Consider the following 25,368-nt stretch of genomic DNA (forward strand, 5'->3'; position numbering starts at 1 on the left):
TTGTCACGTGCCGGGACGGATCAGCCGTAGATTTTTCCGAGCTCGGCGACCGCCTCGGCCATCAGCTCGCGCAGCTCCGGCGGGCCGATCACCTCCACGCCCGCGCCCATGCGCAGCAGCAGCCAGCGGGCATGGGTGATCGACTCGATCGGCACGGTCAGCGTGCGCCACCCCTCGGCGTCCGGCTCGCCCGCCTGGGCCAGCGCGCCGCCGACCACCTCCTCGCCCATGGTGTAGGCCAGCAGCTTCTCGGTGCCGGGCGCCGTCCTGATCACCGCTTCGGCCGTGTACATGCGCTCGCGGAACTCCTGCGCGTACGCCCGCCAGAAGCCGCCCAGCTCGAAGTCGCCGGGCCGCTCGAAGGTGTGCCCGCCGGGCTCGGCGGTCAGGATGCGCGAGACCCGGTAGGTACGCGGGTCGCCGCCCGCCGCCGGAGCCGCCACCAGATACCAGGAGCCGCCCTTCAGCACCAGCCCGTACGGGTGCACGAGGCGCTCGACCACCTGCTGACCCCAGCGCCGGTAGGTCATCAGGATCGACCGCTGCTCCCAGACCGCCCCGGCCACCTCGCTCAAAAACGGCACGTCGTCGGCGCCCCGGTACCAGCCGGGCACGTCAAGCAGGAACCGCTCGCGCATCCGCGACGCCTGCGAGCGCGGCTCGGGCGGCAGCGCCGCGAGCAGCTTCAGCTCGGCGTTGGCCACGACCTCCGACAGCCCCAGCTCCGCCGCCGGCCCCGGCAGGCCCGCCAGGAACAGCGAGGACGCCTCCTCGGCGGTCAGTCCGTTGAGCCGGGTGCGGTAGCCGTCGAGCAACTGGTAGCCGCCCGCCGGGCCGCGGTCGGCGTAGACCGGGACGCCCGCCGCCGACAGCGCGTCGACGTCGCGGTAGACGGTCCTGACCGACACCTCCAGCTCCTCGGCCAGCTCGCCCGCCGTCATCCTGCCCCTGGTCTGGAGCAGCAGGAGCAGGGAGAGCAGGCGGCTGGCGCGCATGCCAGCACCCTACGCGATAGGTTTCTTGCCGCATTCAGCCGGACAGAAGGGATGCCCTCATCGTGGTCGACGACAGCGGCCTGCAGGCGTTGCGCGAGGCGGCGCGCCTGTCCCCCGACAACCTGCCCCTGCGCCGGCATCTGGCCGACCTGCTCCTGGCCCAGGGGTATCTCGCCGAGGCCGAGGGCGAGTACCGCGCGGCGCTGGTGCTCGCGCCGCGTGACCCCGGCATCACCGCCGGACTGGCCGAGGCGTTCGCCCGGCAGGGCGCGTACGGCGCGGCGATGTCGGCCCTGGAGCCCTTCCTGGCCCAGCCGGGGTACCCGCCGCGCATGGGCGTGATCGCGGCCCGCGCGCTGCTCGGCGAGGGCGACCTCGCGCAGGCCGGGTTCCGTTACCACGAGGCGGTGATGCGCGAGCCGGGCGCCGCCGACGCCGACCTGGCCGCACGCCTGGCCGCCCCGGTGAAGGCCGAGCCTCAGCCGGTGGACGGGCCCGCGGAGCCGTACGAGGAGGAGGTGGCGGCCAGGCGCTCCTCGGTCACCTTCGACGACGTGGCCGGGATGGAGGGCGTGAAGGAGGCGCTGCGGGTCAAGCTGCTGCTGCCGACCCAGCAGCCGGAGCTGTTCGCCGCCTTCGGCAAGCGCGCCGGCGGCGGGGTGCTGCTCTACGGCCCGCCGGGCGGCGGCAAGACCCACCTGGCCAGGGCCGCGGCGGGCGAGCTCGGCGCCGCGTTCGTGAGCGTGGGCCTGGCCGACGTCCTCGACATGTACGTCGGCCAGAGCGAGCGCAACCTGCGCGACATCTTCGACGCCGCCCGCCGCAGCGCGCCGTGCGTGCTGTTCTTCGACGAGGTGGACGCCCTGGCCGCGCGCCGCTCCGACATGCGCCAGGCGCACAACCGCCAGGTGGTCAACCAGTTCCTGGCCGAGCTGGACGGCGTCGACGACAAGGCCAACGAGGGCGTGCTCGTGCTGGCGGCCACCAACGCGCCGTGGTACATCGACGTGGCCTTCCGCCGTCCCGGCCGCTTCGACCAGCTCGTCTTCGTGCCGCCGCCGGACCTCGCGGCGCGGGCGGCGATCCTGCGCATCCTGTGCCGCGACAAGCCGCTGGCCGAGATGGACTTCGAGGCCGTGGCCAAGGCCACCGCCGACTACGTGGGCGCCGACCTCAAGGGCCTGGTCGACCGGGCCGTGGAGGACAAGCTGCGCGAGTCCATCGCCGCCGGTCGCCCGGTCCCGCTGACCACCCGCGACCTGCTTGCCCTCACCAAGTCGCAGCGGCCGAGCTCGGTGCTCGAATGGCTGGCCACCGCGCGCAACTACGTCATGCACGCCAACGACTCCGGCGCGTGGGACGAGCTCCTGCCGTGGATCAACCGCAAGCGGTGAGCGCCCAGGAGGGCCTCCAGCGCGCCCGCGCCCTGCTCGACCTGCGCCGCGCCCCCGAGGCCGCCAAGGAACTGCACGGGGTCCTCGCCCAGGACCCCGGCAACTCGGTCGCCCACGCCTTCCTCGCCCTCGCGCTCAGCTACCAGGACCGGTGGGAGGAGGCGGCGGGCGCCGCCGCGGAGGCGATCAGGCTCGCGCCCGACACCTGGTTGCCGCACTACATGGCCGGTCAGGTCCACTACCGTGCCCGCCGCCTCCAGGAGGCGCTGCCGCCGATCAGGACCGCCCTCGCGCTCAACCCGGAGTGGCCGCCGCTGTGGGAGCTGCTGGGCAAGGTGCAACTGAGCGCCGGACGGTACGAGGAGTCCGCCGCCTCGGCCCGCCACGCCCTGGCCCTGGACCCCGAGGACGCCGACCCCGCCGCCCTGCTCGCCCACGCCCTCACCGGGCTCGGCCGATGGCAGGAAGCGCGCGAGGCGGCGGAAGGCGCCCTCGCGCTCGACCCCGAGCACGCCGGCGCCCACCTGGCGCTGGGCCGCGCCGAACTGGCCCACGGCGACCCCGCGCGCGCCGCGGCCGCCTTCCGCGAGGTGCTGCGCCTGGCTCCCGGCTTCGACGAGGCGCGCGACCTGCTCGTGCTCGCGCTCAAGCGGCGCAACCCGCTGCACCGGGCGCTGGCCCGCGTGCGCGAGCGCTACCGCGGCGGCTGGCGCCTGCTCTTCCTACTGCCCGCGGTGCCGCCGATCATCCTTGTGTTCGTCGTCATCGCGCTGCTGCACTGGGCGGCGTGGCTGGCCGAGGCGTGGGCGACGCTCCGCCTGCACCTGGGCGCCCGCACCCGCCTGCTGCTGACGGCCACCGAGGCCCGCACCGCCGCGCTGACCTGGGCGCTGGCCGCGGCGGGCCTGGCGACGCTGGCGGCCGGCCTCGCGCTCGGCCACGCGCCCCTGGGGATGGCGGGCGTCGCGGTCATGGCGCTGGTCACGCCGCTGCAGGAGGCCGCCCACACCTCCGCCCGCGCCGGCCGGGCCATCCTGTACGGCTGGGCCGCCCTGCTGGCCGCCGCCGTGGTGACCTCGGCGGCGCTGCCGTCCGGGCAGACGCTCGGCCTGGCCGGGGCGTACGCGGCGCTGGCCACGATCTGGATCGCCGCCGGAGTACGCCGCCTGGTCACACGCTAGCCGTCACCCGAACTGCTGCCAGGCCAGCCGGGTGACCATCGCGGCCACCACGATCAGCAGCACGACGCGGACGAACGCGGCGCCCCGCCTGAGCGCCATCGCGGCCCCCAGGCGCGCGCCCGCGACGTTGCACACCGCCATCCCGAGCCCCAGCGCCCACAGCACGTGCCCCTGCGCGCCGAAGACGACCAGCGCGCCCACGTTGGTCCCGATGTTGATGATCTTCGCGGTGGCGCTGGCGTTGACGAAGTCGAGGCCGAGGATGGTGGTGAAGGCGATGATGAGGAAGGTGCCGGTCCCGGGCCCCATGATGCCGTCGTAGAAGGCGATGCCCACGCCGCCGACCAGCACGGCCGCGACGACACGGGCGTTGGTGCGCAGGTGCGGCTTGGGCACCTGTCCCATGGCCGGGCGCAGCGTGACGAACGCCGCCACGCCCAGCAGCACCACCATCACGACCGGCCGCAGCACCTCGGCGCTGATCGCCACCGCGGCCATGGCCCCGAGCCCGGAGCTCAGCACCGCCAGCGCCCCGGCCGGGACGGCGACCTGGCGGTCCAGCTTGGTCGAGCGCACGTACGTGATGGCCGCGGTGGTGGTGCCGAAGACCGACGACAGCTTGTTGGTGGCCATGGCCTGCACCGGCGGGATGCCGGCCACCATGAGCGCCGGCAGTTGCAGCAGCCCACCGCCGCCCACGACCGCGTCCACCCACCCGGCCCCGGCGGCGGCCACGAGCAGCACGACGATCTGTTCCAGCGACACGCCACTCCCCCGTCACGGCCCGACAAACCGCAAAGAGGCTACAAACCCCACCCAAACCCACCCACACCCGGGGGTGCACCCCCGGGCACGGGTGGCCGTTGAGCACCCGAGGTTCGCCCCGCGGCGCGAGCGGTCGGTTGAGCACCTGGGGTTCGCCCCCAGGTGCGAGCGGTCGGTTGAGCACCTGGGGTTCGCCCCCGGGCGCGAGCGGTCGGTTGAGCACCCAGCGTTCGCCCCCAGGCGCGAGTGCCGGTTGGGCGCGCGGGGTGTGCCCCGGGGCGCGAGCTGTCGGGCAACCGGTTGAGCTCGCGGGACGTGCTCCCGGGTGTGGGTGGTCGGGTCAGCGGGGCAGGAGCATGCGCTTGCGGCTGGCGAAGACGTCGTCGATCAGGCCGTAGGAGCGGGCCTGTTCGGCGGTGAAGATGCGGTCGCGTTCGATGTCGCGCCTGATCTCCAGTTCGCCGCGACCGGTGTGCCGGGCCAGGATCTGCTCCTGCTGGTCGCGCATGCGCAGGATCTCCCTGGCGTGGATCTCCAGGTCGCTGGACTGCCCGCGCCCGCCCTCGGTGGCCGGCTGGTGCAGCAGTACCCGGGAGTGCGGCAGCGCCGCCCGCTTGCCCGGCGAACCGGCCGCCAGCAGGACGGCGGCGGCCGAGGACGCCTCGCCGATGCAGACGGTCTGGATCTGCGGCCGCACGTACTGCATGGTGTCGTAGATGGCGGTCATGGCGGTGAAGGAGCCGCCCGGCGAGTTGATGTAGAGCTGGATGTCCTGGTCGGGGTCGATCGACTCCAGCGTCAGCAACTGGGCCATCACGTCGTTGGCGCTGGTGTCGTCGATCGGCGTGCCGATGAAGACGATCCGGTCCTCGAACAGCTTGTTGTAGGGCGTCATCTCCTTCACGCCGTAGCTGGTGCGCTCGGTGAAGGAGGGCAGGACGTAGCGTCCGCTCATGGTCAGTTCACCCCGCTCGCGGTGATGTGGTCCACGAAGCCGTACTCCAAGGCCTCCTGCGCGGTGAACCAGCGGTCGCGGTCGGAGTCCTCCTTGATGCGCTCCAGCGGCTGCCCGGTGTGGAAGGCGATGATCTCGGCCATGCGCCGCTTGGTGTACAGCAGGTTCTCGGCCTGGATCTGGATGTCGGCGGCCGAGCCGCCGATGCCGCCGAGCGGCTGGTGCATGACGATCCTGGCGTTGGGCAGCGCGTACCGCTTGCCCGGCGCGCCGCCGCACAGCAGGAGCTGCCCCATCGAGGCGGCGAAGCCCATCGCGACCGTGGCCACGTCGCAGGGCACGAACTGCATCATGTCGTACAGCGCCATGCCGGCGGACACGGAACCGCCCGGTGAATTGATGTAAAGGGTCACGTCGCGCTTCGGGTCCTCGGCCGCGAGCAAAAGCAGCTCACCACAGAGCCGATTGCAAATGTCGTCGTCGACCTCCTGGCCGAGAACGAGGATGCGCTCCTTCAGCAAACGCTGGCCCAACTGCTCCGGCCACTGCTTCGTCTCCGTCATGACCTGCCTTTCCGTCGAAGTGCAATTACCTCCGACGGTAGACCCGGGGGGCGTGAATTCCGCTTTCTTTTCGCTCACGGGGGATTTCTCCAAAGGCGTATTATGCCGTGCGCGAATTTTTATCGACATAGAATGCGGGCTGTGAGAAAGAACCTCGCCAGGCGGTGGGCCTGCCTGGTGCTCGGCGGCGCTCTGCTGATGCCGTACATGATGGCCGGGGTGCTGATGTCCGGCGTGCTCGGCGGCACGGGCGGGCGGATGTCCGACCTGATGGTCCCCGTCGAGCTGGGCGTGTTCGCGGCGGTGCTGCCGGTCGTGGCGCTGACCGGGTTGTTCCTGCCGGTGCGCGGGCTGGAGGTCAACGCGGCGCAGGGGCTGCTCGGCGTGCACGTCGACACCCCGCCGCGCCAGGCCCGCCGTAGCTGGCAGGAGCGGCGCCGTACCGCCGCGTGGTTCACCCTCCACCTGGGTGTCGGCGGGATCATGAGCGGTCTCACGCTGGCGATCGTGCCGTTCACGCTGTGGACGCTGCCGCTGGCCTGGCGGGGCAGCTCCTGGCTCGTCTACGACGTGCGCCCCGGCTGGAGCGCGCTGCCCTGGACGCTGGCCGGGCTGGCGCTCCTGGTCGGGCTGGTCTTCGGGGTCGCGGGCGCGGGGGCGCTGCTGGCCAGGCTCGCTCCCGTGCTGCTCGGCCCCACCCCCGCCGAACGGCTGGCCGCCGTCGAGGAGCACGCCCGCGTCCTGGCCGAGCGCAACCGGCTGGCCCGTGAGCTGCACGACTCCGTCGGCCACGCGCTCAGCGTCGTCACCCTCCAGGCCGCCGCCGCGGGACGCGTCCTGGAGCGCGACCCCGGCACCGCCCGCGCCGCGCTGGCCGCCATCGAGCGCTCCGCGCGCTCGGCGCTCGAGGACCTCGACCACGTGCTCGGCGTCCTGCGCGAAGGTCCGGACGGCACCGCGCCACAGGCCACGCCGGAGACAAAGGCCACACCGCAGGCCACGCTGGACGATCTCGACGCGCTGGTGCGCGCCTCGGGCGCCGACGTGCGTGCGGAGGTGGGCGATCTGAGCGGGGTGCCGGCGGTGGTCTCGCGTGAGGCGTACCGCATCGTGCAGGAAGCGCTCACCAACGCCATCAAGCACGGGCAGGGTCCGGTACGGCTGGCGGCAGCCGTACAGGGAGACGACCTGAGACTCGAGGTCAGCAACCCCGCGGCGGCCCGGGAGGCGGGCGGCGGGGGAAGGGGCGTGACCGGGATGCGCGAGCGCGTCCGGCTGCTGCGCGGCGAGCTGGAGGCAGGGCCGGCCGAGGGCGGCTGGCGGGTGTCGGCCCGGCTCCCGCTACGGTCGAGCCCATGACCGTCAGGATCGTGATCGCCGACGACGAGGACCTCATCCGCGCGGGCCTGCGGATCATCCTCGGCTCCGAGCCGGATCTCAGCGTCGTCGGCGAGGCGGCCGACGGCGCCGAGGTGGTCGCGGTGGTGCGCCGCGAGCGGCCCGACGTCGTGCTCATGGACGTGCGCATGCCCGCCGTGGACGGCATCCAGGCCACCCGGCGGCTGGTGGCGATGGAGGAGCCGCCGAAGGTGCTGGTGGTGACCACGTTCGAGAACGACGATCACGTCTACGACGCGCTGCGCGCCGGCGCGGCCGGGTTCCTGCTCAAGCGGACCAGGCCGGAGGAACTGGTGAGCGCGGTCAGGACGGTGGCCAGGGGCGAGTCGCTGCTGTTCCCCGCGGCGATCAGGGGTCTGGCCGTCAGCCGCCCGCGGGTGCCGGTGCCGGGCATCGACCGGCTGACCGGGCGCGAGGGCGACGTGCTGCGGCTGATGGCCAAGGGGCTGTCCAACGGCGAGATCGCCGCCGAGCTGGCGGTGAGCGCCGAGACCGTCAAGACGCACGTCGGCAACGTGCTGGCCAAGCTCGGCGCCCGAGACCGCACCCAGGCCGTCATCGCCGCCTACGAGTCGGGGTTCGTCGGCCCGTCCTGAGGCGTCACCTGCTGGCGCGCAGGATCTCGGCGGCGGGCAGGCCCGAGCTCTCGGCGGCGCTCATGCCGGTGGCGGCCAGGTGTGCCTCGACCAGGCGCAGCCCCACCGCGTACCCGGCCATGTCGGGGATGCCGCGCGGCTCGCCGCCGAACTTGGCGGTCGCGGTGTCGCCCAGCACGTACGCGGGGGTGTTCTGCATGCCCTGGAGGTCGATGTCGGCCATGATCTTGCGGTAGGCGTCCTCCAGGGGCTCGCCGCTCACCATCGCCGACCAGGGGCCCATCGCCTGCGGGCCGGACAGCTCCCGCACGAACGCCTCGGCCAGCCCCTCGGCCACGATGTGCTCGCCGACCGTGACGGTGGCCGGGTTCCACTCGACGTTGTGGTAGCGGATCTGGTGGTGCAGCTCGTGGACGGCGCAGTGGGCGATGCGCTCCACGTTCTCGTCGGTGGGCCAGGCCAGCAGGTAGAGCCAGCCAGGGGTGCCGCCCATGCCGTAGTAGCCTCGGGCGGTGGTCATGAGGTGGTCGTTGTCGGGGTTGCCGAGGACGAACATGACGCGGACCAGGTCGGGCTGCTTGAGGTGGGAAAGGCCCGCGCTCGCGCGTTCCAGCTCCTTCTCGATGCGGCCCTTGAGGTCGATGGAGACCAGCCGCTCGACGGCGGGCAGGTAGCGCGGGTCCTCGGCGTCGACGCGGAACCCGCCGCCCTGCTGATGGATGTCGACGATGTCGCCGGGGAAGGGGATGATCGCGCGGATCGGCTCAAGCATCTCGCGCAGCAGGTCGGGGCGCTCGGGCAGCGGGGCACGCAGGATCGCCGCCATCGCGTCAAGGTTGTCGTGAACGAGGAACTTCATGCCGGCGACCCTAAAGTCTCCCGTTACGGGAGGGTCAAACCGGTTTCAGATGGGGTCGCCCTCGCCCGACTCGTCGCCGGGCGTCGGCCCGGGGGTGCCGCTGCCGCTCTGGCTCGGCGACGGCGACGGCGTGGGTTGCTGCGGCTCCGGCGTGAGCGGGGTCGGCGGCGGCGTCGGCACCTGGACCGTCGGCGGCAGCGGGCGCGGCAGCGGATCGCTCTCCTGCCTGCCCAGCAGCAACACCAGCGCGATCACCACGCCCACCAGCAACAGCGCCAGCAGGACGGCCAGCGCCAGCAGCACCCGTCGCGCGGTCTCGGTCAGCGGCCTGGGCGCGCCCGGCCGTCCGGGCAGCGCCGGCGCCCGGTCCCCCAGCCAGTACGGCACGAAGTCCGGCCCGTGCGCCTGCCCGATCAGGGTCCCGCCGACCATCACCGGCTCCAGGAAGCGCTCCGCGCCCGGCCGTCCCGGCAGGTACGGCACCGCCACCCACGGCGCCACCCCGGCGTCCATGGCCAGCACCTGAGGCGAGCCGTCGAGCACCGCGGCCCGGCCCGTGGCCCGCCCGAGCCACCCGCGCACCCCGCCGGGCGCCGACTCGCGCACGGCGGTGACGAAGCGGTCGCGCGCCGCCGCGTCCATGGCCGCGCCCTTGGTCAGCACGGCCAGCGACACCGCCCGCCCGTCCTGGGCCTGACCCAGGTAGACGAACCCGGCGGCCATGACGTGCAGGCGCGCCTGCACCGTGAAGGGGCCCAGGGAGGGCGGATCACCGGGCTGGAGCGGACTGGCCACCCACTCATGAAAGCACAGGCGAGCCCCCCGCCCGGGGGTGCCTCCGTGCGCGTTCGCGGCACGTTTGGTGAAATGGCACCCATGACCGTCGCTGAAGAGCTGCCCAGCGGAACCGACCCTGCCGTGCTCCGCAAGACGCTGGAGGAGGTCCGGCGCGTCATCGTGGGCCAGGAGCACATGGTGGAACGCCTGGTCGTGGCCCTGCTGGCACGCGGCCACTGCCTGCTCGAAGGCGTGCCCGGCGTCGCCAAGACCCTGGCCGCCGCGACGCTGGCGACGGTGGTCGGCGGCACGTTCGCCCGCATCCAGTTCACCCCCGACCTGGTGCCCAGCGACATCGTCGGCACCCGCGTCTTCCATCCCTCCAGCGAGAAGTTCGACGTCGAGCTCGGCCCCGTCTTCGTCAACTTCCTGCTCGCCGACGAGATCAACCGCGCCCCGGCCAAGGTGCAGTCGGCGCTGCTGGAGGTCATGGCCGAGCGGCAGGTCACGCTGGCCGGCGTCACCCACCCGCTGCCCAGGCCGTTCATCGTGCTGGCCACCCAGAACCCGATCGAGTCCGAGGGCGTCTACCCGCTGCCCGAGGTCCAGCGCGACCGCTTCCTGTTCCGCGTGCGGGTCCCGCATCCGAGCGCGCACGAGGAACTGGAGATCCTGCACCGGATGAGCGTCACGCCGCCGGTGGCCGAGCGCGTCCTGGACCCGGACACGCTGATGGCGCTGCAGGAGCAGGCCGAGCAGGTCTCGGTGCACCAGCTCGTCGCCGACTACGTGGTGCGCCTGGTGATGACCACGCGCTCGCCCGCCGAGTACGGCCTGCCCGACCTCGCCGAGATGATCGAGATCGGCGTCAGCCCGCGCGCCACCCTGGGCCTGGTGTCGGCGGGAAGGGCGCTGGCGCTGCTGCGCGGGCGCGACTACCTGCTGCCCGACGACGTGCGCGACGTGGCCGTGGACGTGATGGCGCACCGGCTGATGCTGACGTTCGACGCGCTGGCCGACGGCGTGGACCCCGAACAGGTGGTCAGGCAGATCCTGCACGCCGTGCCGCCGCCCCTGGTGGTCTGGAACCAGAACCGATGAGCGCGGGCGGCCCGGAACCGGAGCCGATGACGCAGGCGGGAGCCGTACCCCGGGGCGGGCGCGGCGCGGAGCACGCGCTGCGCAGGCTGGAGCTGACCGTCACCCGGCGCCTGGACGGGCTGCTGCACGGCGCGCACCAGGGCCTGCTGCCCGGACCCGGCAGCGAGGCCGGCGACAGCCGAGTCTACGTCCCCGGCGAGGACGACGTGCGCCGGATGGACTGGGCGGTGACGGCCCGCACGACGGTCCCGCACGTGCGGGACCTGATCGCCGACCGCGAGCTGGAGACGTGGGCGCTGGCCGACCTGTCGGCCAGCATGGACTTCGGCACCGCCGACACCGACAAGCGCGACCTGGTCGTGGCCGCGATCGGCGCGATCGGCTTCCTGTCCAGCCGGATGGGCGACCGGTTCGGCGCGCTGGTGCTGCACGAGGAGTTCATCCACCGGCTGCCCGCGCGCACGGGCCGCCCCGCCCTGTACGGGCTGCTGCACGCGCTGATGGACGCGCCGCGCGGCGGTCCCCGGCAGGACGCGCCCGACCTCGCCGAGGGCATCGACGTGCTGGCGGCCACCCGCAGGCGGCGGGGCATGCGGCTGGTGGTCTCCGACTTCCTCGACGCGCAGCCCTCGCTCGACCCGGACGCCGAACGCCCCTGGGAGCGCCCGATCCGCCGCCTTGCGGCCAGGCACGAGGTCCTGGCGGTCGAGGTGATCGACCCCCGCGAGCTCGAACTACCCGATGTCGGGCAAATCGCGTTCGCCGATCCAGAGAGCGGGAAGGTACGCGACGTGCACCTTTCACCCAAGGTACGGCAGGCGTACGCGGAGGCGGCGGCGCTGCAACGGGAGGGCACCAGGGCCGCCCTGCGCCGGGCCGGGGTCTCCCACCTGGTGCTGCGTACCGACCGCGACTGGGTCTTCGACGTGGCCCAGTTCGTGCTCCGCCGCCGCAGGATGGCGCACCTGGCACACCGGAGGGGCGCGTGACGTTCCTGTCCCCGGCCTGGCTTTGGCTGTTCGCCCTGGTGGTGGCGCTGGTCGGCGGCTACGTGGCGGCCATGTTCCTGCGCCGCCGCTACACGGTGCGCTTCACCAACCTGGCCCTGCTCAACCTCGTCGTCCCCGAGGGACCCGGCTGGCGCCGCCACGTGGCGCCCGCGCTGTTCCTGGTGATGATGTCGCTGCTGGTCATCGGCGCCGCCAGGCCCGCCGACCAGGTGCGGGTGCCGCGCGACCGGGCCACGATCATCATCGCGCTGGACGTGTCGCTGTCGATGGAGGCCGACGACGTCCAGCCCAACCGCATCAGCGCCGCCAAGGCCGCCGCCCAGGCCTTCGCCCGCGACCTGCCCGAGCGCTTCAACGTCGGCGTGGTCGCCTTCGCCCGATCGGCCAACGTGGTCATCTCCCCCACCACCGACCACCAGGCCGTCATCACCGCCATCGGCAACCTGACCACCCGGCCGGGCACCGCGATCGGCGAGGCCGTCTTCAACGCGCTCGACTCGATCCGCTCCTTCGACCAACAGGCAGCCACCGACCCGCCGCCGTCGGCGATCGTGCTGCTGTCCGACGGCGACAACACCTCGGGCCGCTCGGTGCCCGAGGCGATCGAGGCCGCGACGGCCGGGCGCGTGCCCGTCTCCACCATCGCGTACGGCACGCAGGAAGGCACCGTCTCCATCGACGGCCGGGAGGTGAACGTCCCGGTGAACAAGCAGACGCTCCAGTCGCTGTCGGAGGGCACCAGCGGGCGCGCCTACGCCGCCGAGTCGGGCAGCGAGCTGCGCGAGGTCTACGAGCAGATCGGCACCTCGCTGGGCTTCAAGCTCGTCAACCAGGAGATCAGCCAGTGGTTCATCGTGGCCGCGGTGCTGCTGGGGGCGCTGGTGGCCGGCGCCTCGGTCTGGTTCGGTGCCCGGATCCCGTAACGTTTGAGCACGTGGCCCACTACTTCTCCGAGCGGCCTGACACGAGCCACAAGCCGGGCTCGGTCAGTCTCGTGCTGCCCGACCTGCACCTGCGGCTGGAGACCGACAGCGGCGTGTTCTCCCCCGAGCGGGTCGACCTCGGCACGAAGATCCTGCTGGAGAACGTGCCGCCGCCGCCGCAGGAGGGCGACCTGCTCGACCTCGGCTGCGGCTACGGGCCGATCGCGCTGACGATGGCCGCGCGGGCGCCCGAGGCCACCGTCTGGGCGGTCGACGTGAACCGGCGTTCGCTGGAGCTCACCGAGCGCAACGCCCAAGCCGCCCGCCTTTACAAAGTAAGACCGATTCATGTCGACGACGCACCAGAAGACGTGAAATTTCGAGCTATCTGGTCTAATCCGGCGATCCGGATCGGGAAACCGGCGCTCCACGCCATGCTCACCAGGTGGCTGTCGCGGCTGACCCCCGACGGCGTCGCCTACCTGGTCGTCCAGAAACACCTCGGCTCCGACTCCCTGCAGCGCTGGCTCGGCGAGCAGGGCTGGCAGGCCTCCCGCGAGGCGTCCAGGGCCGCGTACCGAATCCTGAAGGTGACACGATGAGAAGGCAGCTTCGCCCCACGGACGTGAAGCGGCTCAACCGCACCTGGCGGCGCGGGACCGAGAACCGGGTCGCGCTGATCCTCGAGTCGGTGACCGGCCCGTTCAACGTCGGCTCGATCTTCCGCAGCGCCGCCGCGTTCGGCGTCGACACCATCTGGCTGGCCGGCAACGCGACCCCGCCCACCCATCCCAAGGCGGGCAAGACCGCGCTCGGCACCGACCGCCTGGTCACCTGGCACGAGCCCATGCCCGCGGTCGACGCGGTCAAGGCGGCCCGCGAGGACGGCTACGCCGTACTGGCGATCGAGCTCACCTCCGACGCGCAGCCGATCTTCCGCGCCGACCTCGGCCGCGACGTCTGCCTGGTCGTCGGCAGCGAGGACCACGGCTGCTCGCCCGCGCTGCTCGACGCCGCCGACGGCGCCTGCTACATCCCGCAGGTGGGCCGGGTCGGCTCGTTCAACGTCGCGGTGGCCGCGGCGATGGCGCTGGCCGAGACCCGCCGCCAGGAATGGGCGGCCCTGCCAGATTCGTAACCCAAACGTTCACCCACGGAAGGCATACTCGACCCGTGCTCAGCCGCCGCTTCCCGTTCCTCGACCACCCGGGCCCGCTGGCCTTCGCCCACCGCGGCGGGGCGGCCGAGGGCAGGGAGAACACCGCAGCCGCCTTCGAGCGGGCCGTCGGCCTCGGCTACACCTACCTCGAGACCGACGCCCACGCCACCTCCGACGGCGTGCTGCTGGCCTTCCACGACCACACCCTGGACCGGGTGACCGACCGCCGCGGCCGGATCGCCGACCTGCCCTACAGCGCGGTACGCCAGGCCCGCATCGGCGGCACGCACGAGATCCCGCTGATGGAGGACCTGCTCGGCAGTTTCCCCGAGGCGCGCTTCAACATCGACGTCAAGGAGGCGGGCGCCGTCGCCCCGCTGGCCGAGGTGGTCAGGCGCACCAACGCCTTCGATCGCGTCTGCCTGACCTCCTTCTCCGACGAGCGGCTCGACCGGGCCAGGGCGGCGATGGGCCGCGAGGTCTGCTCCTCCCTCGGGCCGCGCGGCGTGGCCGCCCTGCGCACCGCCGCCAGCACCCACGGCTACGGCCGGCTGCTCACCCGCCTGGCCCGCTCCGGCGTCCCCTGCGCGCAGGTCCCGGTGGGCTTCCGCGGGCTGCGCGTCACGACCAGGGCTCTGGTACGCACCGCGCACGCCGTCGGCATGCAGGTGCACGTGTGGACCATCAACGACCCGCTCCGCATGAACCGCCTGCTCGACCTGGGCGTCGACGGCATCATGACCGACAACATCTCCGGCCTGCGCGACGTCCTCGACCGGCGCGGCCTCTGGCATCCCGGCTCCCTGGCCGCATAGGAGAAGCATGACCGTCCCCTCACCCCCCGCGGTCTTCGACGACTCCCCCGCCGCGCGCAAGCGCGAGCAGTGGGGCTGGTACTTCTACGACTGGGCCAACTCCGCCTTCCCGACGACGGTCCTGACCGTCTTCCTCGGGCCGTACCTGATCACGATCGCCGAGGCGGCCGCGAACGGCGCGCCGTACGTGGACGTGCTCGGCTTCGACGTGCGGCCGGGGGCGTACTTCTCCTTCGTCGTCGGCGTCGCGGCCATCCTGCAGATCGTCTTCATGCCGGTGGCCGGCGCGCTGGCCGACCACACCGGGCGCAAGAAGCAGCTGATGGGCTTCTTCGCGATCCTGGGCGCGCTGGCCACGGTCTGCTTCTGGTTCGTCGGCGACGGCCGCTACATCCTCGGTGGCGCGCTGTTCCTGGTCGCGAACGTGGGCTTCGCGTGCGCGTTCGTCATCTACAACTCCTTCCTGCCCGAGATCGCCACGCCCGACGAGCGCGACCGGGTCTCCGGCATGGGCTGGGGCTTCGGCTACCTGGGCGGCGGGCTGCTGCTGGCCGTACACCTGGTGCTGTTCCTGTTCGGCGAGGGGCTGCTCGGCATCGACAAGGGCACCGCGGTGCGCATCGCGCTCGCCTCCGCGGGCCTGTGGTGGGGCGGCTTCACGATCATCCCGCTGCTACGGCTGCGCAACCGGCACGCGCTCGCGCCCCGCTCGGAGTCCGTGGGCCAGGCGGTGGGCGGCTCCTTCCGCCAGCTCGGCCGGACCGCGATGGGGCTGAAGGCCTACCCGCTGACGCTGGCCTTCCTCGTCGGCTACCTGCTCTACAACGACGGCGTCCAGACGGTCATCTCCTTCTCGGCCACCTTCGCGGAGAAGGAACTGGGCCTGGGCACGACCGTGCAGATCGGCGCGATCCTGATGGTGCAGTTCGTGGCGTTCTTCGGCGCGCTGCTGCTGAGCTTCGTGGCCTCGCGGATCGGCGCGAAGAAGGTCGTGCTGATGGCGCTGGTGGCCTGGACCGCCGTCGTCGCCATCGCCTACTTCCTGCCCGCGGGCTCGGCGGCGGCCTTCTACGCGCTCGGCTTCGCGATCGCCATCGTCATGGGCGGCACCCAGGCCCTGTCGCGCTCGCTGTTCTCCCACGTGATCCCGCAGGGCAAGGAGGCGGAGTACTACAGCCTCTACGAGATCAGCGACAAGGGCTCGACCTTCCTCGGCTCGGCCACGCTGGGCATGGCCATCCAGATGTCGGGCAGCTACCGGCTGGGCATCATCTCGCTGGTCGTCTTCTTCATCCTGGGCGGCGCCATCCTGGCCGCGGTCAACCTGCCCAAGGCCATCCGGGCCGCCGGCAACGCGGTTCCGGACAAGCTCTAGTCCGGCCTGGCCAGCACCATCGTCCCCGGCCCCTGCGCGGCGCCGGGACCGCCGACGATCGTGATCGTGTCCGCGCCGGCCTCGCCGCCGCAGTGCGGGCACGTCACCGTGGGCGTGAACTGCCGCCCGCAGGAGTGGACCAGCAGCGCGGGCGGCCCGCCGGGCGGCGTCGCCCACCGGTCGCCCCACGCCATCAGCGTGATGAGCGCGGGCACGATGTCGCGGCCCGCCTCGGTCAGGTGGTACTCGTAGCGGGCCGGCCGTTCCTGGTAGGCGACCTTCTCCACGACGCCCGCCGCCTGCAGGCGCTCCAGGCGCTGCGTGAGCAGGTTGCGCGAGATGCCGAGGTCCTCGCTCAACTGATCGAACCTGCGCAGGCCGAGGAAGAGGTCGCGCAGGATCAGCGGCGTCCACGGCTCGGCCACCACGCCGACGGCCTGGGCGATGGAGCAGTGCATGTCCCCGAACCTGTTCATGACCCCAGCATAGTCAGTTGATAAAGTGAACCCATGACGGTTCATTTTCAGGACTCACTCAACGACGTCAGCAGGCGTTATCGCGAGGCGGGCGAGGCCAAGGACCTCGACGCCATCATGGCCACGCTGTCGCCCGGGGTGACGTTCCACTCCCCGCTGAGCCAGCGCGCGAGCTTCTCCGGGCACGCGCAGATCCGGCAACTGTTCGCCGTGGCTCTCGGCGCGCTCGGCGAGCTGCGCTACCACACCGACGTCGGCGACGAGCGCACCCGCATGCTCGCCGCCACCGCCCGCCTCGGCAAGCACGAACTGGAGGAGGCCGCCCTGGTCAGGATCGGCGAGGACGGCCTCATCGAGGACGTCACCATGTGGATCAGGCCGCTGCCCGCGCTCACCGCCATGATGGCCGCGCTCGGCCCCGGCCTGGCCCGCGCCGCCGGCAGGCCCGCCCTGGCCGCGCTGGTCGGCGCCTCGGTCCGGCCGCTGGCGTTCATGACCGACGTCGGCGACCGTACGATGGTGCCGCTCGTCAGTCCGAAGTGACCCGCACGTGGGCGCAGTGCCGGAAGACGTCGTCGGGGTCCCAGGCCGACTTCACCCGGCGCAGCCTGCCGTAGCGCGCCTCGCCCATCGCCCAGCGCACCCGGTCGTCGTCGGGGGCCTCCAGGTTCAGGTACGTGCCGGTGACCTCGTGTTCCCTGATCGCGGCGGTCACCCTGGCCGTCCAGGCGCGGTTGGCCGCGTCGGCGGCCGGGTCCGTCCAGACCGCCATGGGGTGGATGAGGTAGCGGCCGCCCTGCCGGCCCGGGTAGGCCGAGTCGGGTCCGTTCCTGACCGCCTCCGGCATCGCCGCGACGACCAGTTGCGACAGCGGACTCGGGGCGGTCATCGCGGCCTCCTGCAGGTCGGCGACGAGTGCGGCGGGCAGGTCGCGAACGAGTTCCGCGCTCCACCGGTTGCGCCATCCCGGCTGCGCGCCGGCGTCCATCATCGACTGCAGCGCCACGTAGGGCATCGGCTGGGCGGCGTCGAAGAGGGGCTCGGCGGCCGCGTACAGGGGGCTGATCGCCGCCTTTCCGCTCTCCGGGGTCCCCAGCCAGACCGGCGCGACCGCGAGGATCGGCCGGCCGACCACGTGGCCCGGCACGAACGGCTCCGGCGGCGCGGCCATGAAAACGGCCGCGCCGTTGAAGTCCGGCAGGCCCTCCAGTTCGGCCATCGCGGCCAGGACGGCGGGCGCGTCGGCCACCCGGTAGCCGATCAGCCCGCCGAGCATCAGCGGCTCCACCGGATGCAGGCGGAAGGTGAAGGAGGTGACGACGCCGAAGTTGCCGCCGCCGCCGCGCAGCGCCCACATGAGGTCGGGCTCGTCCGGCTCGCTCGCGCGGACCACGCGGCCGTCGGCCGTGACCATCTCCACGCCGATCAGGTTGTCCGCGGTCAGGCCGTGCCGTCCCGACAGCCAGCCGTGGCCGCCGCCCAGCGTCAGCCCGGCCACGCCGGTGTGGCTCACCCGGCCGCCGGGGACGGCCAGCCCGTGCGCCTGCGCGGCCTGGTCGACGTCCCGCCAGGTCGCGCCGCCCGCGACCACCGCGGTCCGCGCGCCCGCGTCCACGGTGACGCCGCGCAGCGCCGACAGGTCGATCACGAGGTCGCCGCCGAGCGCGAGCCCCGCCACGCCGTGCCCGCCGCCACGCACGCTCACCTCCATGCCGCGGGCGCGGGCGTGGGCCAGCGCGACCACCACGTCCTCGGTGCCGCCCGCCCGCACCAGCAGCGCGGGCCGCCGGTCGATCATGCCGTTGTAGAGCCGCCGTGCGTCCTCGTAGCCGGGGTCGTCGGGGGTGAGCGCTTCTCCTCGTACGGCGAGCCGCATCCTTGTCTCCTCAGTCCGTGGAACCGATGCCCCCAAGCGTGGGGCGGCGGCCTTCCACCTCCGTTTCACCGGCGTCTCACCGGCGAGCCTGGGATAATCCAGCCCATGTCATCGCCCTCCGGCCTGGACGTGCTGGTGCTCGGACCGGTCATGATCCGTGCCGGGGAGGCTCTGGTCCGGGTGGAGCGGCCGCTCGAACGCGCGCTGCTGGCCCGGCTCGCGCTGGCCGGCGGGCGGCCGGTGCCCGACGGACGGCTCGCCGCCGACCTGTGGGGCGAGGCCGAGCTCACCCGCCCCACCGAACGTCTGCGCGTCCTGGCCTCCCGCCTGCGCACCGCCCTGTCCGCCGCCCCCGAACCGGACGCGCCGGGAGCACGCCTGGTCAGGGTGGCGGGGGGTTAATCCCTCGACGCGGGGCCCGCCGACCTGCGGGCCGCGCGGGAGGCGGCCGAGCGCCTGCACGCCGCCGCGCGGGCCGATGACCACCGGGCGGCCAGGGACGCCGCCGCCGAGGCGCTCGGGTTGTGGCGCGGCTCGTCGCTGGAGGACCTGCGGAGCGTCCCGTTCGCCGCCGCCGAGGGTGAGCGCCTGGACGCCTGGCGCTTCGACCTGCTCGTGGAGCGGCTACGCGCCGACCTGGCCCTGGGCGCCGCCGCCGAGTCCCGCGCCGAGCTGGAACGGCTGGCCGCCGAGCAGCCCCTGGACGAGCGGGTCCACGGCCTGCTGGCCACCGCCCTCTACCGGACCGGCCGCCAGGCGGAGGCCCTCGACCTGCTGGCCAGGCTGCGCCGTACCCTCGCCGAGGAACTCGGTGTGGACCCCGGCCCGGAGACGGCGCGGCTGGAGACGCGGATGCTCCGCCACGACCCGTCCCTCCACCCCGACCCGGCCCCGCGGGTGGAGAGCACGGTCCGGCCCGCCGGCCCGCGACCGCCGGAGGACAGCGCGGCGGACCGGACGGACCGCGCGCGGGAGGAGGGCGGGGTGTGGCTGCCCGGGCCCGCCACCAGCTTCGTTGGGCGCGACGGAGATCTGGCCGCGCTCGTGGGGCGGCTGGCGCGGCCTGGACTGGTGACGCTCACCGGTGGGCCGGGCAGCGGGAAGTCCCGGCTGGCGATCGAGGCGGCCAGGGCGGTGGCGGGGCGGCGGGCGGTCACGGTCGCCGAGCTGGCGCCGCTCAGCAGGCAGGACGCGGTCTGGGCGGCGGCGGGCGCCGATCCCGGCGATCCGGCGGAGGCCGCCGCGCGGCTGGACGGCTCGCTGCTGGTGCTGGACAACGCCGAGCACCTGGTCGAGGCGGTGGCGGAGCTGGTGATCGCGCTGCTGGGCCGTACGCGGGAACTGACCGTGCTCGTCACCTCGCAGCGACCGCTGCTGGCGGCGGGCGAGGAACTGCACAGGGTCGGGCCGCTGGCGCCCGCGGCGGCGGCGCGGCTGTTCGTGGAGCGGTGCGCGCCCGACCAGAGCGGCGCAGACCCCGCGGCCGTGGCGGCGATCTGCGCCGCGGTGGACCGGCTGCCGCTCGGCATCGAGCTGGCCGCGGGGCTCACCCGCGCGCTGACCGCGGCGCAACTGGCCACGCGGGTGCGGGACCGGCTGCGGCTGCTGGCCGGCGGCGGGCGCGACGCTGGAGGACGGCACACCAGTCTGCGCGCCGCGCTCGACTGGAGCCACGACCTGCTGGACGAGCGCGAGCGCGCGGTCCTGCGGCAGGTGTCGGTCTTCAGCGGCGGCTTCACGCTGGAGGCCGCCGAGCACGTGGCCGGCGCGCGCATGCCGCGCGGCGACGTCGCCCCCGCGCTGGCCGAACTCGCCGACCGCAGCCTGGTGACGGTGGAGACCGGCGGTGGCGGGCGCAGGTTCGGGCTGCTGGAGACGGTCAAGGAGTACGCCGCGGCACGGCTGGCCGCCGCCGGCGAGACGGAGCCGGCCCGCGCCGTACACCTGGGCTGGTGCCTGGACCTCGTGCGGCGGCTCGGTCACCCGGACGACTTCGCCGGGGCCGAGGCGGTCGGCGCGGTGTTCGCCGAGTGGCCGAACCTCCTGGCCGCGCTGGACGGCGCGCCGGGCACCGACCGCGCCGCCGACGGGCTGCGGCTGGCGCTGGAGCTGCACACCCCGTGGCTGATCAGAGGCTGGTACGCCGAGGCCAGGCGGCACTTCGCGGCCCTGTCCGACGCCCCCGGCACCACCCGGGCGGAGCGCGCCGCCGCGCTGTGCGACCACGGCTTCGTCACCACGATGGTCGGCCGCTTCGACGCGGCCGCCGAACTGCTGGCCAGGGCCGAAGAGCTGGCCGACGACGACACGCTGACCATGAACGTCCGCTACTACCGGGGCATCGTGGAGATCGAGCGCGGCCGGCTCAACGATGCCCTCGCCCCGCTGCTGGAGGGCCAGGAGCTGGCCGAGCGGCTGGACAACGGCCAGCGCAGGTCGGCGTTCGCGGACGCGCTGGGCACCCTGCACCTGTACCGGGGCGAGGCGGAGGCGGCGCTGGAGCGGTACGTCGCCGCCAACGCCCTCGACCGCGACAGCGGCGACGAGCACGGCCTGGCCAGGGGCCTCAGCAACCAGGCCCAGGCGCTGCTGGCCCTGGGCCGCACCCGCGAGGCGATGGCCTGCGCAGCGGAGTCCGACCACTACGCGACCCGGCTGGACGACCGGCAGATCCTCCCGCTGAACGAGCTGATCAGGGGCAACGCCCGGCTCGACGAGGGTGACGGGCCCGCGGCGCGGACCCATCTGCGCGCGGCGCTGGCCTACGCCGCCGAGGACGGCACCGGGGCGAGCATGGCGCACATCGACCTGGCCGCGGCGCTGGTCATGGACGGCGACCTGGACGAGGCGGGTTCGCTGCTGCGGGCGGTCTACGCCGACGCCCCCGAGGGCAGCACGCCGTGGCTGGCGGCCAGGGCGGTCTCCGCCGCGCTCGCGCTGGCCTCGGGCGAGCGCGCGGGCGCCGGGAAGCTGGCCGAGGCGACGGCCTCCGTCTACGCCGCCTCGGGGTTCGGCTGGCCCAGGTACGCCACCCGGCTGGCCGAGGTCCGCCGCGAACTGGGCCTGGACGGGGTCAGCCGCCGGTGATCGGGGCGTCCAGCGGCTCGCCGTACCCGCCGAGCCGGATCTTCACCGACGTGACGTCCTCCGGCGGCGCGGCCAGCAGCCCCCAGAGCGTCACCTCCGCGCCCGCCGGCAGCACGTCGAGCTTGCCGGGCGTGAACCCGGAGCTGAGCGTGCCGACGAAGTCGAAGTAGGTGGGTTCGGCGAACCCGCACAGCTCGTGTCGGCTGCCGGGCCCGGTGACCGACAGTTGCCCGGTGGTCAGCTCCTTGGGGGTGAAGTGGTTCTCGTACGGCAGCGCCGCCGTCCCGGAGCCGGGATTGCGCACCTTCACCGAGGCCAGCAGGTAGCCCGACAGCCGCACGACGCTGTCGACCTCGGCCGTCAGCCCGGCCTCCGACAGTTCGCCGCCCGAAACCGGGGCCTCGGGCTCGCGCTCGCCGTCTACCTCAATCTCGACGCGCCGGTTCTTGGCCCGTCCCCTCGGGTCGTCGCCGCCGTCCGGCTTGGCGTTCGGCGCGACCGGCTCGCGCTCGCCGTGACCCCGGGCCTGGTAGGTGAAGGAGTCGCCCAGCTCGGGCATCAGCGCCTGGCGGACCGCCTTCGCGCGCTGCTCGGACAGCGTCTGGTTGCCCGCGTCGCCGCCCACGCCGTCGGTGTGGCCGTCGACGGTGACGGTGCCGGAGGAGGCGCCGACCCGCTCGCCCAGCCCGCCGATCGCCGACCTGGCCGCCGGTGACAGCCTGGCGCTGCCGAACTCGAACAGCACGTCGCTGGGCAGCGTGTACGCCTCCTTGCCGCCCCTGCCGACCTCGCAGACCAGCGCGCCCACCTGGGGATCGCCGGGCGAGCCGGGCGGCGCGTCGTCCCCGGAGTCGCCGGGGCCGATCGGCACCATCACCGGCCGCAGGCCGTTGAGCGCGACGAGCAGTTCCGAGGTGTCCTCGGGCGGTGCGGTGAACACGGCCGTCACCGGGACGCTCGCGCCCGGCTCGACGTCCGCGTCCTCGCTGATGCGCCCTTCGCCGGAGTCTCCCGCCAGGCCGTAGGCGGTGCCGGTGACCGGGTCGACGAGGGCGACCAGCCGCTCGCGGGCGTCCAGCCCGAGCGCGCCGGGCGAGAGCCGCCCGCCGGTGCCGTTGAACAGGTCGAAGCGCAGCACCAGCTCCCCCTCTCCCGCCCTGGCCAGGCGCAGGTTCCTGCCCTCGACGGGCAGCGCGGTGGAGACGGCCGGGGCGACGATCCCGGCGCCGGGCTCGGGCGATGGGGATTCGTCCGCCGTACGGGGCTGAGCGGGCGCGGAGGGTTCGGACAAGCCGGACGCCGAGGGCTCGGGGGCGGAGACCGGCCCCGGCGGCGCCGCGCAGGCCGACAGTCCGATCACGAGCGCCGCGCCGCAGGCCAGGCGCCGGGTGCGAGGGGTCATGGCGCCAGCGTGCCGGGGCCGCGTTCCACGGACGTCTCACGGCCGTCTCACCCGAGAACGCTCGTCCGAGAGCAGTGCTCTTGACAACTGGCGCTCTATTCCGAGAGCATTGCTCTCACAACGGAGCAATGAACATCAAGGAGAACATCGATGCCCGCCCCTCGCCTCACCTCCGCCGCCTTCGCCGCCACCGGGTTGATGTTCCTGCTCTATCCCGTCCTGCGTCCCTCGGGCGACGACGCGGCCGCCATGGCCTCGGCGAACTGGGTTCTCGGCCACCTCGCGGCCATGCTGGGGTTCGTGCTGGCCGGCCTGGCCGTACTCGGGCTCCACCAGACGCTCGGCGACCGGCTCTCGCTGCGCGCGGCGGTCGTGACCTGGATCGGCGCCGGGCTGACGCTCCCCTACTACGGGGCCGAGGACTTCGGGCTCAACGTCATCGCCCGGCGTTCCCTGCGCGACGGCGCCCCCGCCCTGATGGAACTGGCGCAGGAGTTCCGCTACGGGACGGTGGAGGTCACGATGTTCGCCGGCGGCCTGCTGCTGCTCGGCGCGGGCGCGGTCATGGCCGCGGTGGCCGTCTGGCGCACCGGCGTGCTGAGCAGGTGGAGCGCGGTGCCGATGGCCGCCGGGTTCGCGCTGTTCATCCCGCAGTTCTTCGCCCCGGTCTACGCCCTGCGCATCGCCCACGGGGTGCTCATCGCCCTCGGCGCGCTGTGGCTGGCCGGGGAAATGTGGCGCTCGCGAACCGCGTGAAAGAAGAACTTCCTCCCACTCCTGGCGGCCTGCGCGATTGGATCACGCTCCGGAGGGGAATCCCATCACGGTATCAAGCGTTAGACACCGTGGGAGACAGACCCCCCATCTTATTGGGGGCCCTGTAGGAGGCATTAAGACATGGGCGAGCGCGCGCTTCGTGGCACCCGGCTCGGGGCAACCAGCTACGAGAACGACCGTAACACGGATCTGGCCCCGCGCCAGGAGGTGTCCTACACCTGTCCTAAGGGCCATCGCTTCGAGGTTCCGCTTGCCGCTGAAGCCGAGATCCCCGCCACCTGGGAGTGCCGCATGTGCGGCGCGACGGCGGTGCGCGTGGACGGCGAGCAGCCGGAGTCGAAGAAGGCGAAGCCCCCGAGGACGCACTGGGACATGCTCCTGGAGCGGAGGTCCATCGAGGACCTGGAAGAGGTGCTCAACGAGAGGCTGGCCGTCCTTCGCGCCCAGCGTCGCAAGAGCGCCTGACACAGTCTCACGGTGAAGCCCCCGGCCCCTGACGGGTCCGGGGGCTTTGGCTTGCCCGCGTCCGGCCGCTCAGCCGCCGTCGCGCTCGTCCCTGATGACCTCGCCGTGCACGACCTTGCCGCCGGTGGAGCCGCCGGTCGAGCCGCCGCCCGAGGGCTCCTGGTCCACGCGCGGGAAGGGCACACCCAGGTTCGCGTACGGCGAGGCCGCCGCCATCGCCTTGACCCGCCGGGCGAAGAACCACGAGCCCAGGCGGCGCATCATCGGCCGGGTGAACGGCAGCACGCACAGGAACCCCAGAATGTCGGTGAGGAACCCCGGCGTCAGCAGCAGGGCCCCGCCCACGAGGATCAGGCCGCCGTCGGCCAGCTCGCGATCCGGCATGCGCCCCGACTGCAGCGACTCGTTGATGCTGCGCCACGCCCTGCGCCCCTCGCGGCGCACGATCCACGCGCCGAACAAACTGTCGGCGATCAGCAGCGCCACCGTGGTCCAGCCGCCGATCACGGAGCCGACCTGGATCAGCACCCAGATCTCCAGCACGGGCACGACCAGGAAGGCCAGGAAAAGCAGGAGCCGGACCATCGTTTTCCTCATTCGGGCAGGCGGACGCCGTTTACTGACCGTACAACGTCCGGGCCGTCCAGGACGTTCCGCGAAGGGCGCGGCCTCAGCGGCGGCGTCGCAGCCGCGCGGGCAGCCCGGTCAGGCCCCAGAGGCTGACCCGCCACAGCGCCTCGGTGATGACCTTGCCGCTCATCTTGCTGACCCCGTTGACCCGCTCCACGAACGTGATCGGCACCTCGCGGGCGCGCAGCCCGTTCCGGACGGTGCGCAGGGTGAGGTCCACCTGGAAGCAGTAGCCCTGCGACTCCACGCCCGACACGCCGATCTTCTCCAGCGTGGCGGCGCGGTAGGCGCGAAAGCCCGCCGTGGCGTCGCGGATCGGCAGGCCCAGGATGAGACGCACGTAGACGTTGGCGCCCCGGGACAGGAACTCGCGGTGCGCCGGCCAGTTGACCACCTTGCCGCCGGGCACCCAGCGCGAGCCGATCGCCAGGTCCGCGCCCTCGGCCAGCGCCTCCAGCAGCTTGGGCAGCTCCTCCGGCTGGTGGGAGCCGTCGGCGTCCATCTCGACGAGCACGTCGTAGCCCTCGCTCATGCCCCAGCGGAACGCGGCGATGTAGGCGGCGCCGAGCCCCTGCTTGCCGGGCCGGTGCAGGACGTGGACGTGGTCGTCCTTGGCGGCCAGCTCGTCGGCGAGGTCGCCGGTGCCGTCGGGGCTGTTGTCGTCGACGATCATGAGATGCGCGTCGGGCACGGCGGCCCGGATCCGTTCGGCGATCAGCGGCAGGTTGTCACGCTCGTTGTACGTGGGTACGACGATGAGCACCCGGCCAAGCGTCTCCATGGTCAGTC

The 25,368-nt window shown here is 73.2% G+C and carries 27 protein-coding genes; 16 read left to right on the top strand and 11 right to left on the bottom strand.

All coding sequences use genetic code 11. From position 1 onward, the window contains the following. Positions 1–20: 20 nt before the first annotated feature. Positions 21–995, bottom strand: a complete 975-nt coding sequence (locus ACIBEJ_RS37095) for a helix-turn-helix transcriptional regulator (RefSeq protein WP_397187607.1) — start codon at positions 993–995, stop codon at positions 21–23. Between the two features lie 62 nt (positions 996–1,057). On the opposite strand from ACIBEJ_RS37095, the gene ACIBEJ_RS37100 reads away from it, so the two are divergent. Next, positions 1,058–2,389 carry an AAA family ATPase gene (locus tag ACIBEJ_RS37100; RefSeq protein WP_397187608.1) on the top strand — a complete coding sequence of 444 codons (1,332 nt, stop codon included), beginning with the start codon at positions 1,058–1,060 and terminating at the stop codon, positions 2,387–2,389. Beyond that, the gene (locus ACIBEJ_RS37105) at positions 2,368–3,570 is read left to right on the top strand and encodes a tetratricopeptide repeat protein (protein WP_397187609.1); all 1,203 of its coding nucleotides are present in this window, start codon (positions 2,368–2,370) and stop codon (positions 3,568–3,570) included. Before ACIBEJ_RS37100 ends, ACIBEJ_RS37105 begins: the two co-directional genes overlap by 22 nt. A 3-nt stretch (positions 3,571–3,573) precedes the next feature. Here ACIBEJ_RS37105 and ACIBEJ_RS37110 read toward each other — a convergent pair whose 3' ends face one another. The 3 genes from ACIBEJ_RS37110 to ACIBEJ_RS37120 all read right to left on the bottom strand — a co-directional run bounded on the left by ACIBEJ_RS37110 (position 3,574) and on the right by ACIBEJ_RS37120 (position 5,853). Continuing rightward, positions 3,574–4,335: a TSUP family transporter gene (locus tag ACIBEJ_RS37110; RefSeq protein ID WP_397187610.1), complete on the bottom strand. Its 762-nt coding sequence runs from the start codon at positions 4,333–4,335 to the stop codon at positions 3,574–3,576. A 340-nt stretch (positions 4,336–4,675) separates the two neighbouring features. Continuing rightward, positions 4,676–5,290, bottom strand: a complete 615-nt coding sequence (locus ACIBEJ_RS37115) for an ATP-dependent Clp protease proteolytic subunit (protein ID WP_397187611.1) — start codon at positions 5,288–5,290, stop codon at positions 4,676–4,678. A 2-nt stretch (positions 5,291–5,292) separates the two neighbouring features. Beyond that, a complete protein-coding gene (locus tag ACIBEJ_RS37120) occupies positions 5,293–5,853 on the bottom strand; it encodes a ClpP family protease (protein ID WP_397187612.1) in 561 nt (186 codons plus the stop codon). Positions 5,854–5,994: 141 nt separating this feature from the next. Here ACIBEJ_RS37120 and ACIBEJ_RS37125 point away from each other — a divergent pair, with 141 nt between their 5' ends. Together ACIBEJ_RS37125 and ACIBEJ_RS37130 are read left to right on the top strand one after the other, a co-directional pair. Continuing rightward, a complete protein-coding gene (locus ACIBEJ_RS37125; RefSeq protein ID WP_397187613.1) occupies positions 5,995–7,212 on the top strand; it encodes a sensor histidine kinase in 1,218 nt (405 codons plus the stop codon). Beyond that, on the top strand, positions 7,209–7,847 hold the full coding sequence (locus ACIBEJ_RS37130; protein ID WP_397187614.1) for a response regulator: 639 nt from the start codon (positions 7,209–7,211) through the stop codon (positions 7,845–7,847). Before ACIBEJ_RS37125 ends, ACIBEJ_RS37130 begins: the two co-directional genes overlap by 4 nt. A gap of 4 nt (positions 7,848–7,851) precedes the next feature. Here ACIBEJ_RS37130 and ACIBEJ_RS37135 read toward each other — a convergent pair whose 3' ends face one another. Together ACIBEJ_RS37135 and ACIBEJ_RS37140 are read right to left on the bottom strand one after the other, a co-directional pair. After that, on the bottom strand, positions 7,852–8,706 hold the full coding sequence (locus tag ACIBEJ_RS37135) for a DUF2268 domain-containing protein (RefSeq protein WP_397187615.1): 855 nt from the start codon (positions 8,704–8,706) through the stop codon (positions 7,852–7,854). 45 nt (positions 8,707–8,751) lie between these two features. Beyond that, a complete protein-coding gene (locus tag ACIBEJ_RS37140; RefSeq protein ID WP_397187616.1) occupies positions 8,752–9,501 on the bottom strand; it encodes a hypothetical protein in 750 nt (249 codons plus the stop codon). A gap of 81 nt (positions 9,502–9,582) precedes the next feature. On the opposite strand from ACIBEJ_RS37140, the gene ACIBEJ_RS37145 reads away from it, so the two are divergent. From ACIBEJ_RS37145 to ACIBEJ_RS37175, 7 genes are read left to right on the top strand one after another with little or no spacing between them, the layout of a single operon-like run. After that, on the top strand, positions 9,583–10,584 hold the full coding sequence (locus ACIBEJ_RS37145) for an AAA family ATPase (protein WP_397187617.1): 1,002 nt from the start codon (positions 9,583–9,585) through the stop codon (positions 10,582–10,584). Positions 10,585–10,610: 26 nt separating this feature from the next. Further along, entirely contained in the window at positions 10,611–11,573 is a 963-nt protein-coding gene (locus ACIBEJ_RS37150) for a DUF58 domain-containing protein (RefSeq protein WP_397187896.1), read from the top strand. Beyond that, positions 11,570–12,517, top strand: coding sequence for a VWA domain-containing protein (locus tag ACIBEJ_RS37155; protein ID WP_397187618.1), 948 nt, complete (start codon positions 11,570–11,572; stop codon positions 12,515–12,517). The genes ACIBEJ_RS37150 and ACIBEJ_RS37155 overlap by 4 nt, the downstream gene beginning before the upstream one ends. An 11-nt stretch (positions 12,518–12,528) precedes the next feature. After that, a complete protein-coding gene (locus tag ACIBEJ_RS37160; RefSeq protein WP_397187619.1) occupies positions 12,529–13,119 on the top strand; it encodes a class I SAM-dependent methyltransferase in 591 nt (196 codons plus the stop codon). After that, a complete protein-coding gene (locus tag ACIBEJ_RS37165) occupies positions 13,116–13,655 on the top strand; it encodes a TrmH family RNA methyltransferase (protein WP_397187620.1) in 540 nt (179 codons plus the stop codon). The genes ACIBEJ_RS37160 and ACIBEJ_RS37165 overlap by 4 nt, the downstream gene beginning before the upstream one ends. 35 nt (positions 13,656–13,690) lie before the next feature. Beyond that, entirely contained in the window at positions 13,691–14,491 is an 801-nt protein-coding gene (locus ACIBEJ_RS37170) for a glycerophosphodiester phosphodiesterase (protein ID WP_397187621.1), read from the top strand. 7 nt (positions 14,492–14,498) lie between these two features. Further along, a complete protein-coding gene (locus ACIBEJ_RS37175) occupies positions 14,499–15,866 on the top strand; it encodes an MFS transporter (RefSeq protein WP_397187622.1) in 1,368 nt (455 codons plus the stop codon). Here the strand turns inward: ACIBEJ_RS37175 and ACIBEJ_RS37180 are convergent. After that, positions 15,863–16,342, bottom strand: coding sequence for a winged helix-turn-helix transcriptional regulator (locus tag ACIBEJ_RS37180; protein WP_397187623.1), 480 nt, complete (start codon positions 16,340–16,342; stop codon positions 15,863–15,865). The two genes, ACIBEJ_RS37175 and ACIBEJ_RS37180, sit on opposite strands and share 4 nt — an antisense overlap. A gap of 33 nt (positions 16,343–16,375) precedes the next feature. On the opposite strand from ACIBEJ_RS37180, the gene ACIBEJ_RS37185 reads away from it, so the two are divergent. Continuing rightward, entirely contained in the window at positions 16,376–16,885 is a 510-nt protein-coding gene (locus ACIBEJ_RS37185; RefSeq protein ID WP_397187624.1) for a nuclear transport factor 2 family protein, read from the top strand. On the opposite strand, the gene ACIBEJ_RS37190 is transcribed toward ACIBEJ_RS37185, so the two are convergent. Continuing rightward, complete coding sequence (locus tag ACIBEJ_RS37190) at positions 16,872–18,218, bottom strand: FAD-binding oxidoreductase (protein ID WP_397187625.1); 1,347 nt, start codon at positions 18,216–18,218, stop codon at positions 16,872–16,874. The two genes, ACIBEJ_RS37185 and ACIBEJ_RS37190, sit on opposite strands and share 14 nt — an antisense overlap. 105 nt (positions 18,219–18,323) lie before the next feature. Between ACIBEJ_RS37190 and ACIBEJ_RS37195 the strand changes: the two genes are divergently transcribed. Together ACIBEJ_RS37195 and ACIBEJ_RS37200 are read left to right on the top strand one after the other, a co-directional pair. Beyond that, positions 18,324–18,620, top strand: coding sequence for a winged helix-turn-helix domain-containing protein (locus tag ACIBEJ_RS37195; RefSeq protein WP_397187626.1), 297 nt, complete (start codon positions 18,324–18,326; stop codon positions 18,618–18,620). 24 nt (positions 18,621–18,644) lie between these two features. Further along, positions 18,645–21,305, top strand: coding sequence for an ATP-binding protein (locus ACIBEJ_RS37200; protein WP_397187897.1), 2,661 nt, complete (start codon positions 18,645–18,647; stop codon positions 21,303–21,305). On the opposite strand, the gene ACIBEJ_RS37205 is transcribed toward ACIBEJ_RS37200, so the two are convergent. Then, positions 21,292–22,707: an OmpA family protein gene (locus tag ACIBEJ_RS37205; RefSeq protein ID WP_397187627.1), complete on the bottom strand. Its 1,416-nt coding sequence runs from the start codon at positions 22,705–22,707 to the stop codon at positions 21,292–21,294. The genes ACIBEJ_RS37200 and ACIBEJ_RS37205 overlap by 14 nt on opposite strands. A 150-nt stretch (positions 22,708–22,857) precedes the next feature. On the opposite strand from ACIBEJ_RS37205, the gene ACIBEJ_RS37210 reads away from it, so the two are divergent. After that, a complete protein-coding gene (locus ACIBEJ_RS37210; RefSeq protein ID WP_397187628.1) occupies positions 22,858–23,463 on the top strand; it encodes a hypothetical protein in 606 nt (201 codons plus the stop codon). Positions 23,464–23,604: 141 nt separating this feature from the next. Beyond that, the gene (locus ACIBEJ_RS37215; RefSeq protein ID WP_157247199.1) at positions 23,605–23,949 is read left to right on the top strand and encodes an RNA polymerase-binding protein RbpA; all 345 of its coding nucleotides are present in this window, start codon (positions 23,605–23,607) and stop codon (positions 23,947–23,949) included. Between the two features lie 69 nt (positions 23,950–24,018). On the opposite strand, the gene ACIBEJ_RS37220 is transcribed toward ACIBEJ_RS37215, so the two are convergent. Next, on the bottom strand, positions 24,019–24,534 hold the full coding sequence (locus ACIBEJ_RS37220) for an FxsA family protein (RefSeq protein ID WP_397187629.1): 516 nt from the start codon (positions 24,532–24,534) through the stop codon (positions 24,019–24,021). Positions 24,535–24,619: 85 nt separating this feature from the next. Then, positions 24,620–25,360, bottom strand: coding sequence for a polyprenol monophosphomannose synthase (locus ACIBEJ_RS37225; protein WP_397187630.1), 741 nt, complete (start codon positions 25,358–25,360; stop codon positions 24,620–24,622). Between the last annotated feature and the right edge of the window lie 8 nt (positions 25,361–25,368).

The organism is Nonomuraea sp. NPDC050790, from assembly GCF_044456745.1.
Taxonomy (GTDB): Bacteria; Actinomycetota; Actinomycetes; order Streptosporangiales; family Streptosporangiaceae; genus Nonomuraea.

Excerpts from the sequence above, each read along its gene's own strand:
- ACIBEJ_RS37215 (WP_157247199.1), top strand. The coding sequence starts at position 23,605 with ATGGGCGAGCGCGCGCTTCGTGGCACCCGGCTCGGGGCAACCAGCTAC.
- ACIBEJ_RS37195 (WP_397187626.1), top strand. The coding sequence starts at position 18,324 with ATGTCATCGCCCTCCGGCCTGGACGTGCTGGTGCTCGGACCGGTCATG.
- ACIBEJ_RS37150 (WP_397187896.1), top strand. The coding sequence starts at position 10,611 with ATGACGCAGGCGGGAGCCGTACCCCGGGGCGGGCGCGGCGCGGAGCAC.
- ACIBEJ_RS37165 (WP_397187620.1), top strand. The coding sequence starts at position 13,116 with ATGAGAAGGCAGCTTCGCCCCACGGACGTGAAGCGGCTCAACCGCACC.
- ACIBEJ_RS37120 (WP_397187612.1), bottom strand. The coding sequence starts at position 5,853 with ATGACGGAGACGAAGCAGTGGCCGGAGCAGTTGGGCCAGCGTTTGCTG.
- ACIBEJ_RS37210 (WP_397187628.1), top strand. The coding sequence starts at position 22,858 with ATGCCCGCCCCTCGCCTCACCTCCGCCGCCTTCGCCGCCACCGGGTTG.
- ACIBEJ_RS37220 (WP_397187629.1), bottom strand. The coding sequence starts at position 24,534 with ATGGTCCGGCTCCTGCTTTTCCTGGCCTTCCTGGTCGTGCCCGTGCTG.
- ACIBEJ_RS37130 (WP_397187614.1), top strand. The coding sequence starts at position 7,209 with ATGACCGTCAGGATCGTGATCGCCGACGACGAGGACCTCATCCGCGCG.
- ACIBEJ_RS37095 (WP_397187607.1), bottom strand. The coding sequence starts at position 995 with ATGCGCGCCAGCCGCCTGCTCTCCCTGCTCCTGCTGCTCCAGACCAGG.
- ACIBEJ_RS37225 (WP_397187630.1), bottom strand. The coding sequence starts at position 25,360 with ATGGAGACGCTTGGCCGGGTGCTCATCGTCGTACCCACGTACAACGAG.
- ACIBEJ_RS37185 (WP_397187624.1), top strand. The coding sequence starts at position 16,376 with ATGACGGTTCATTTTCAGGACTCACTCAACGACGTCAGCAGGCGTTAT.
- ACIBEJ_RS37180 (WP_397187623.1), bottom strand. The coding sequence starts at position 16,342 with ATGAACAGGTTCGGGGACATGCACTGCTCCATCGCCCAGGCCGTCGGC.
- ACIBEJ_RS37175 (WP_397187622.1), top strand. The coding sequence starts at position 14,499 with ATGACCGTCCCCTCACCCCCCGCGGTCTTCGACGACTCCCCCGCCGCG.
- ACIBEJ_RS37190 (WP_397187625.1), bottom strand. The coding sequence starts at position 18,218 with ATGCGGCTCGCCGTACGAGGAGAAGCGCTCACCCCCGACGACCCCGGC.
- ACIBEJ_RS37135 (WP_397187615.1), bottom strand. The coding sequence starts at position 8,706 with ATGAAGTTCCTCGTTCACGACAACCTTGACGCGATGGCGGCGATCCTG.
- ACIBEJ_RS37205 (WP_397187627.1), bottom strand. The coding sequence starts at position 22,707 with ATGACCCCTCGCACCCGGCGCCTGGCCTGCGGCGCGGCGCTCGTGATC.
- ACIBEJ_RS37145 (WP_397187617.1), top strand. The coding sequence starts at position 9,583 with ATGACCGTCGCTGAAGAGCTGCCCAGCGGAACCGACCCTGCCGTGCTC.
- ACIBEJ_RS37115 (WP_397187611.1), bottom strand. The coding sequence starts at position 5,290 with ATGAGCGGACGCTACGTCCTGCCCTCCTTCACCGAGCGCACCAGCTAC.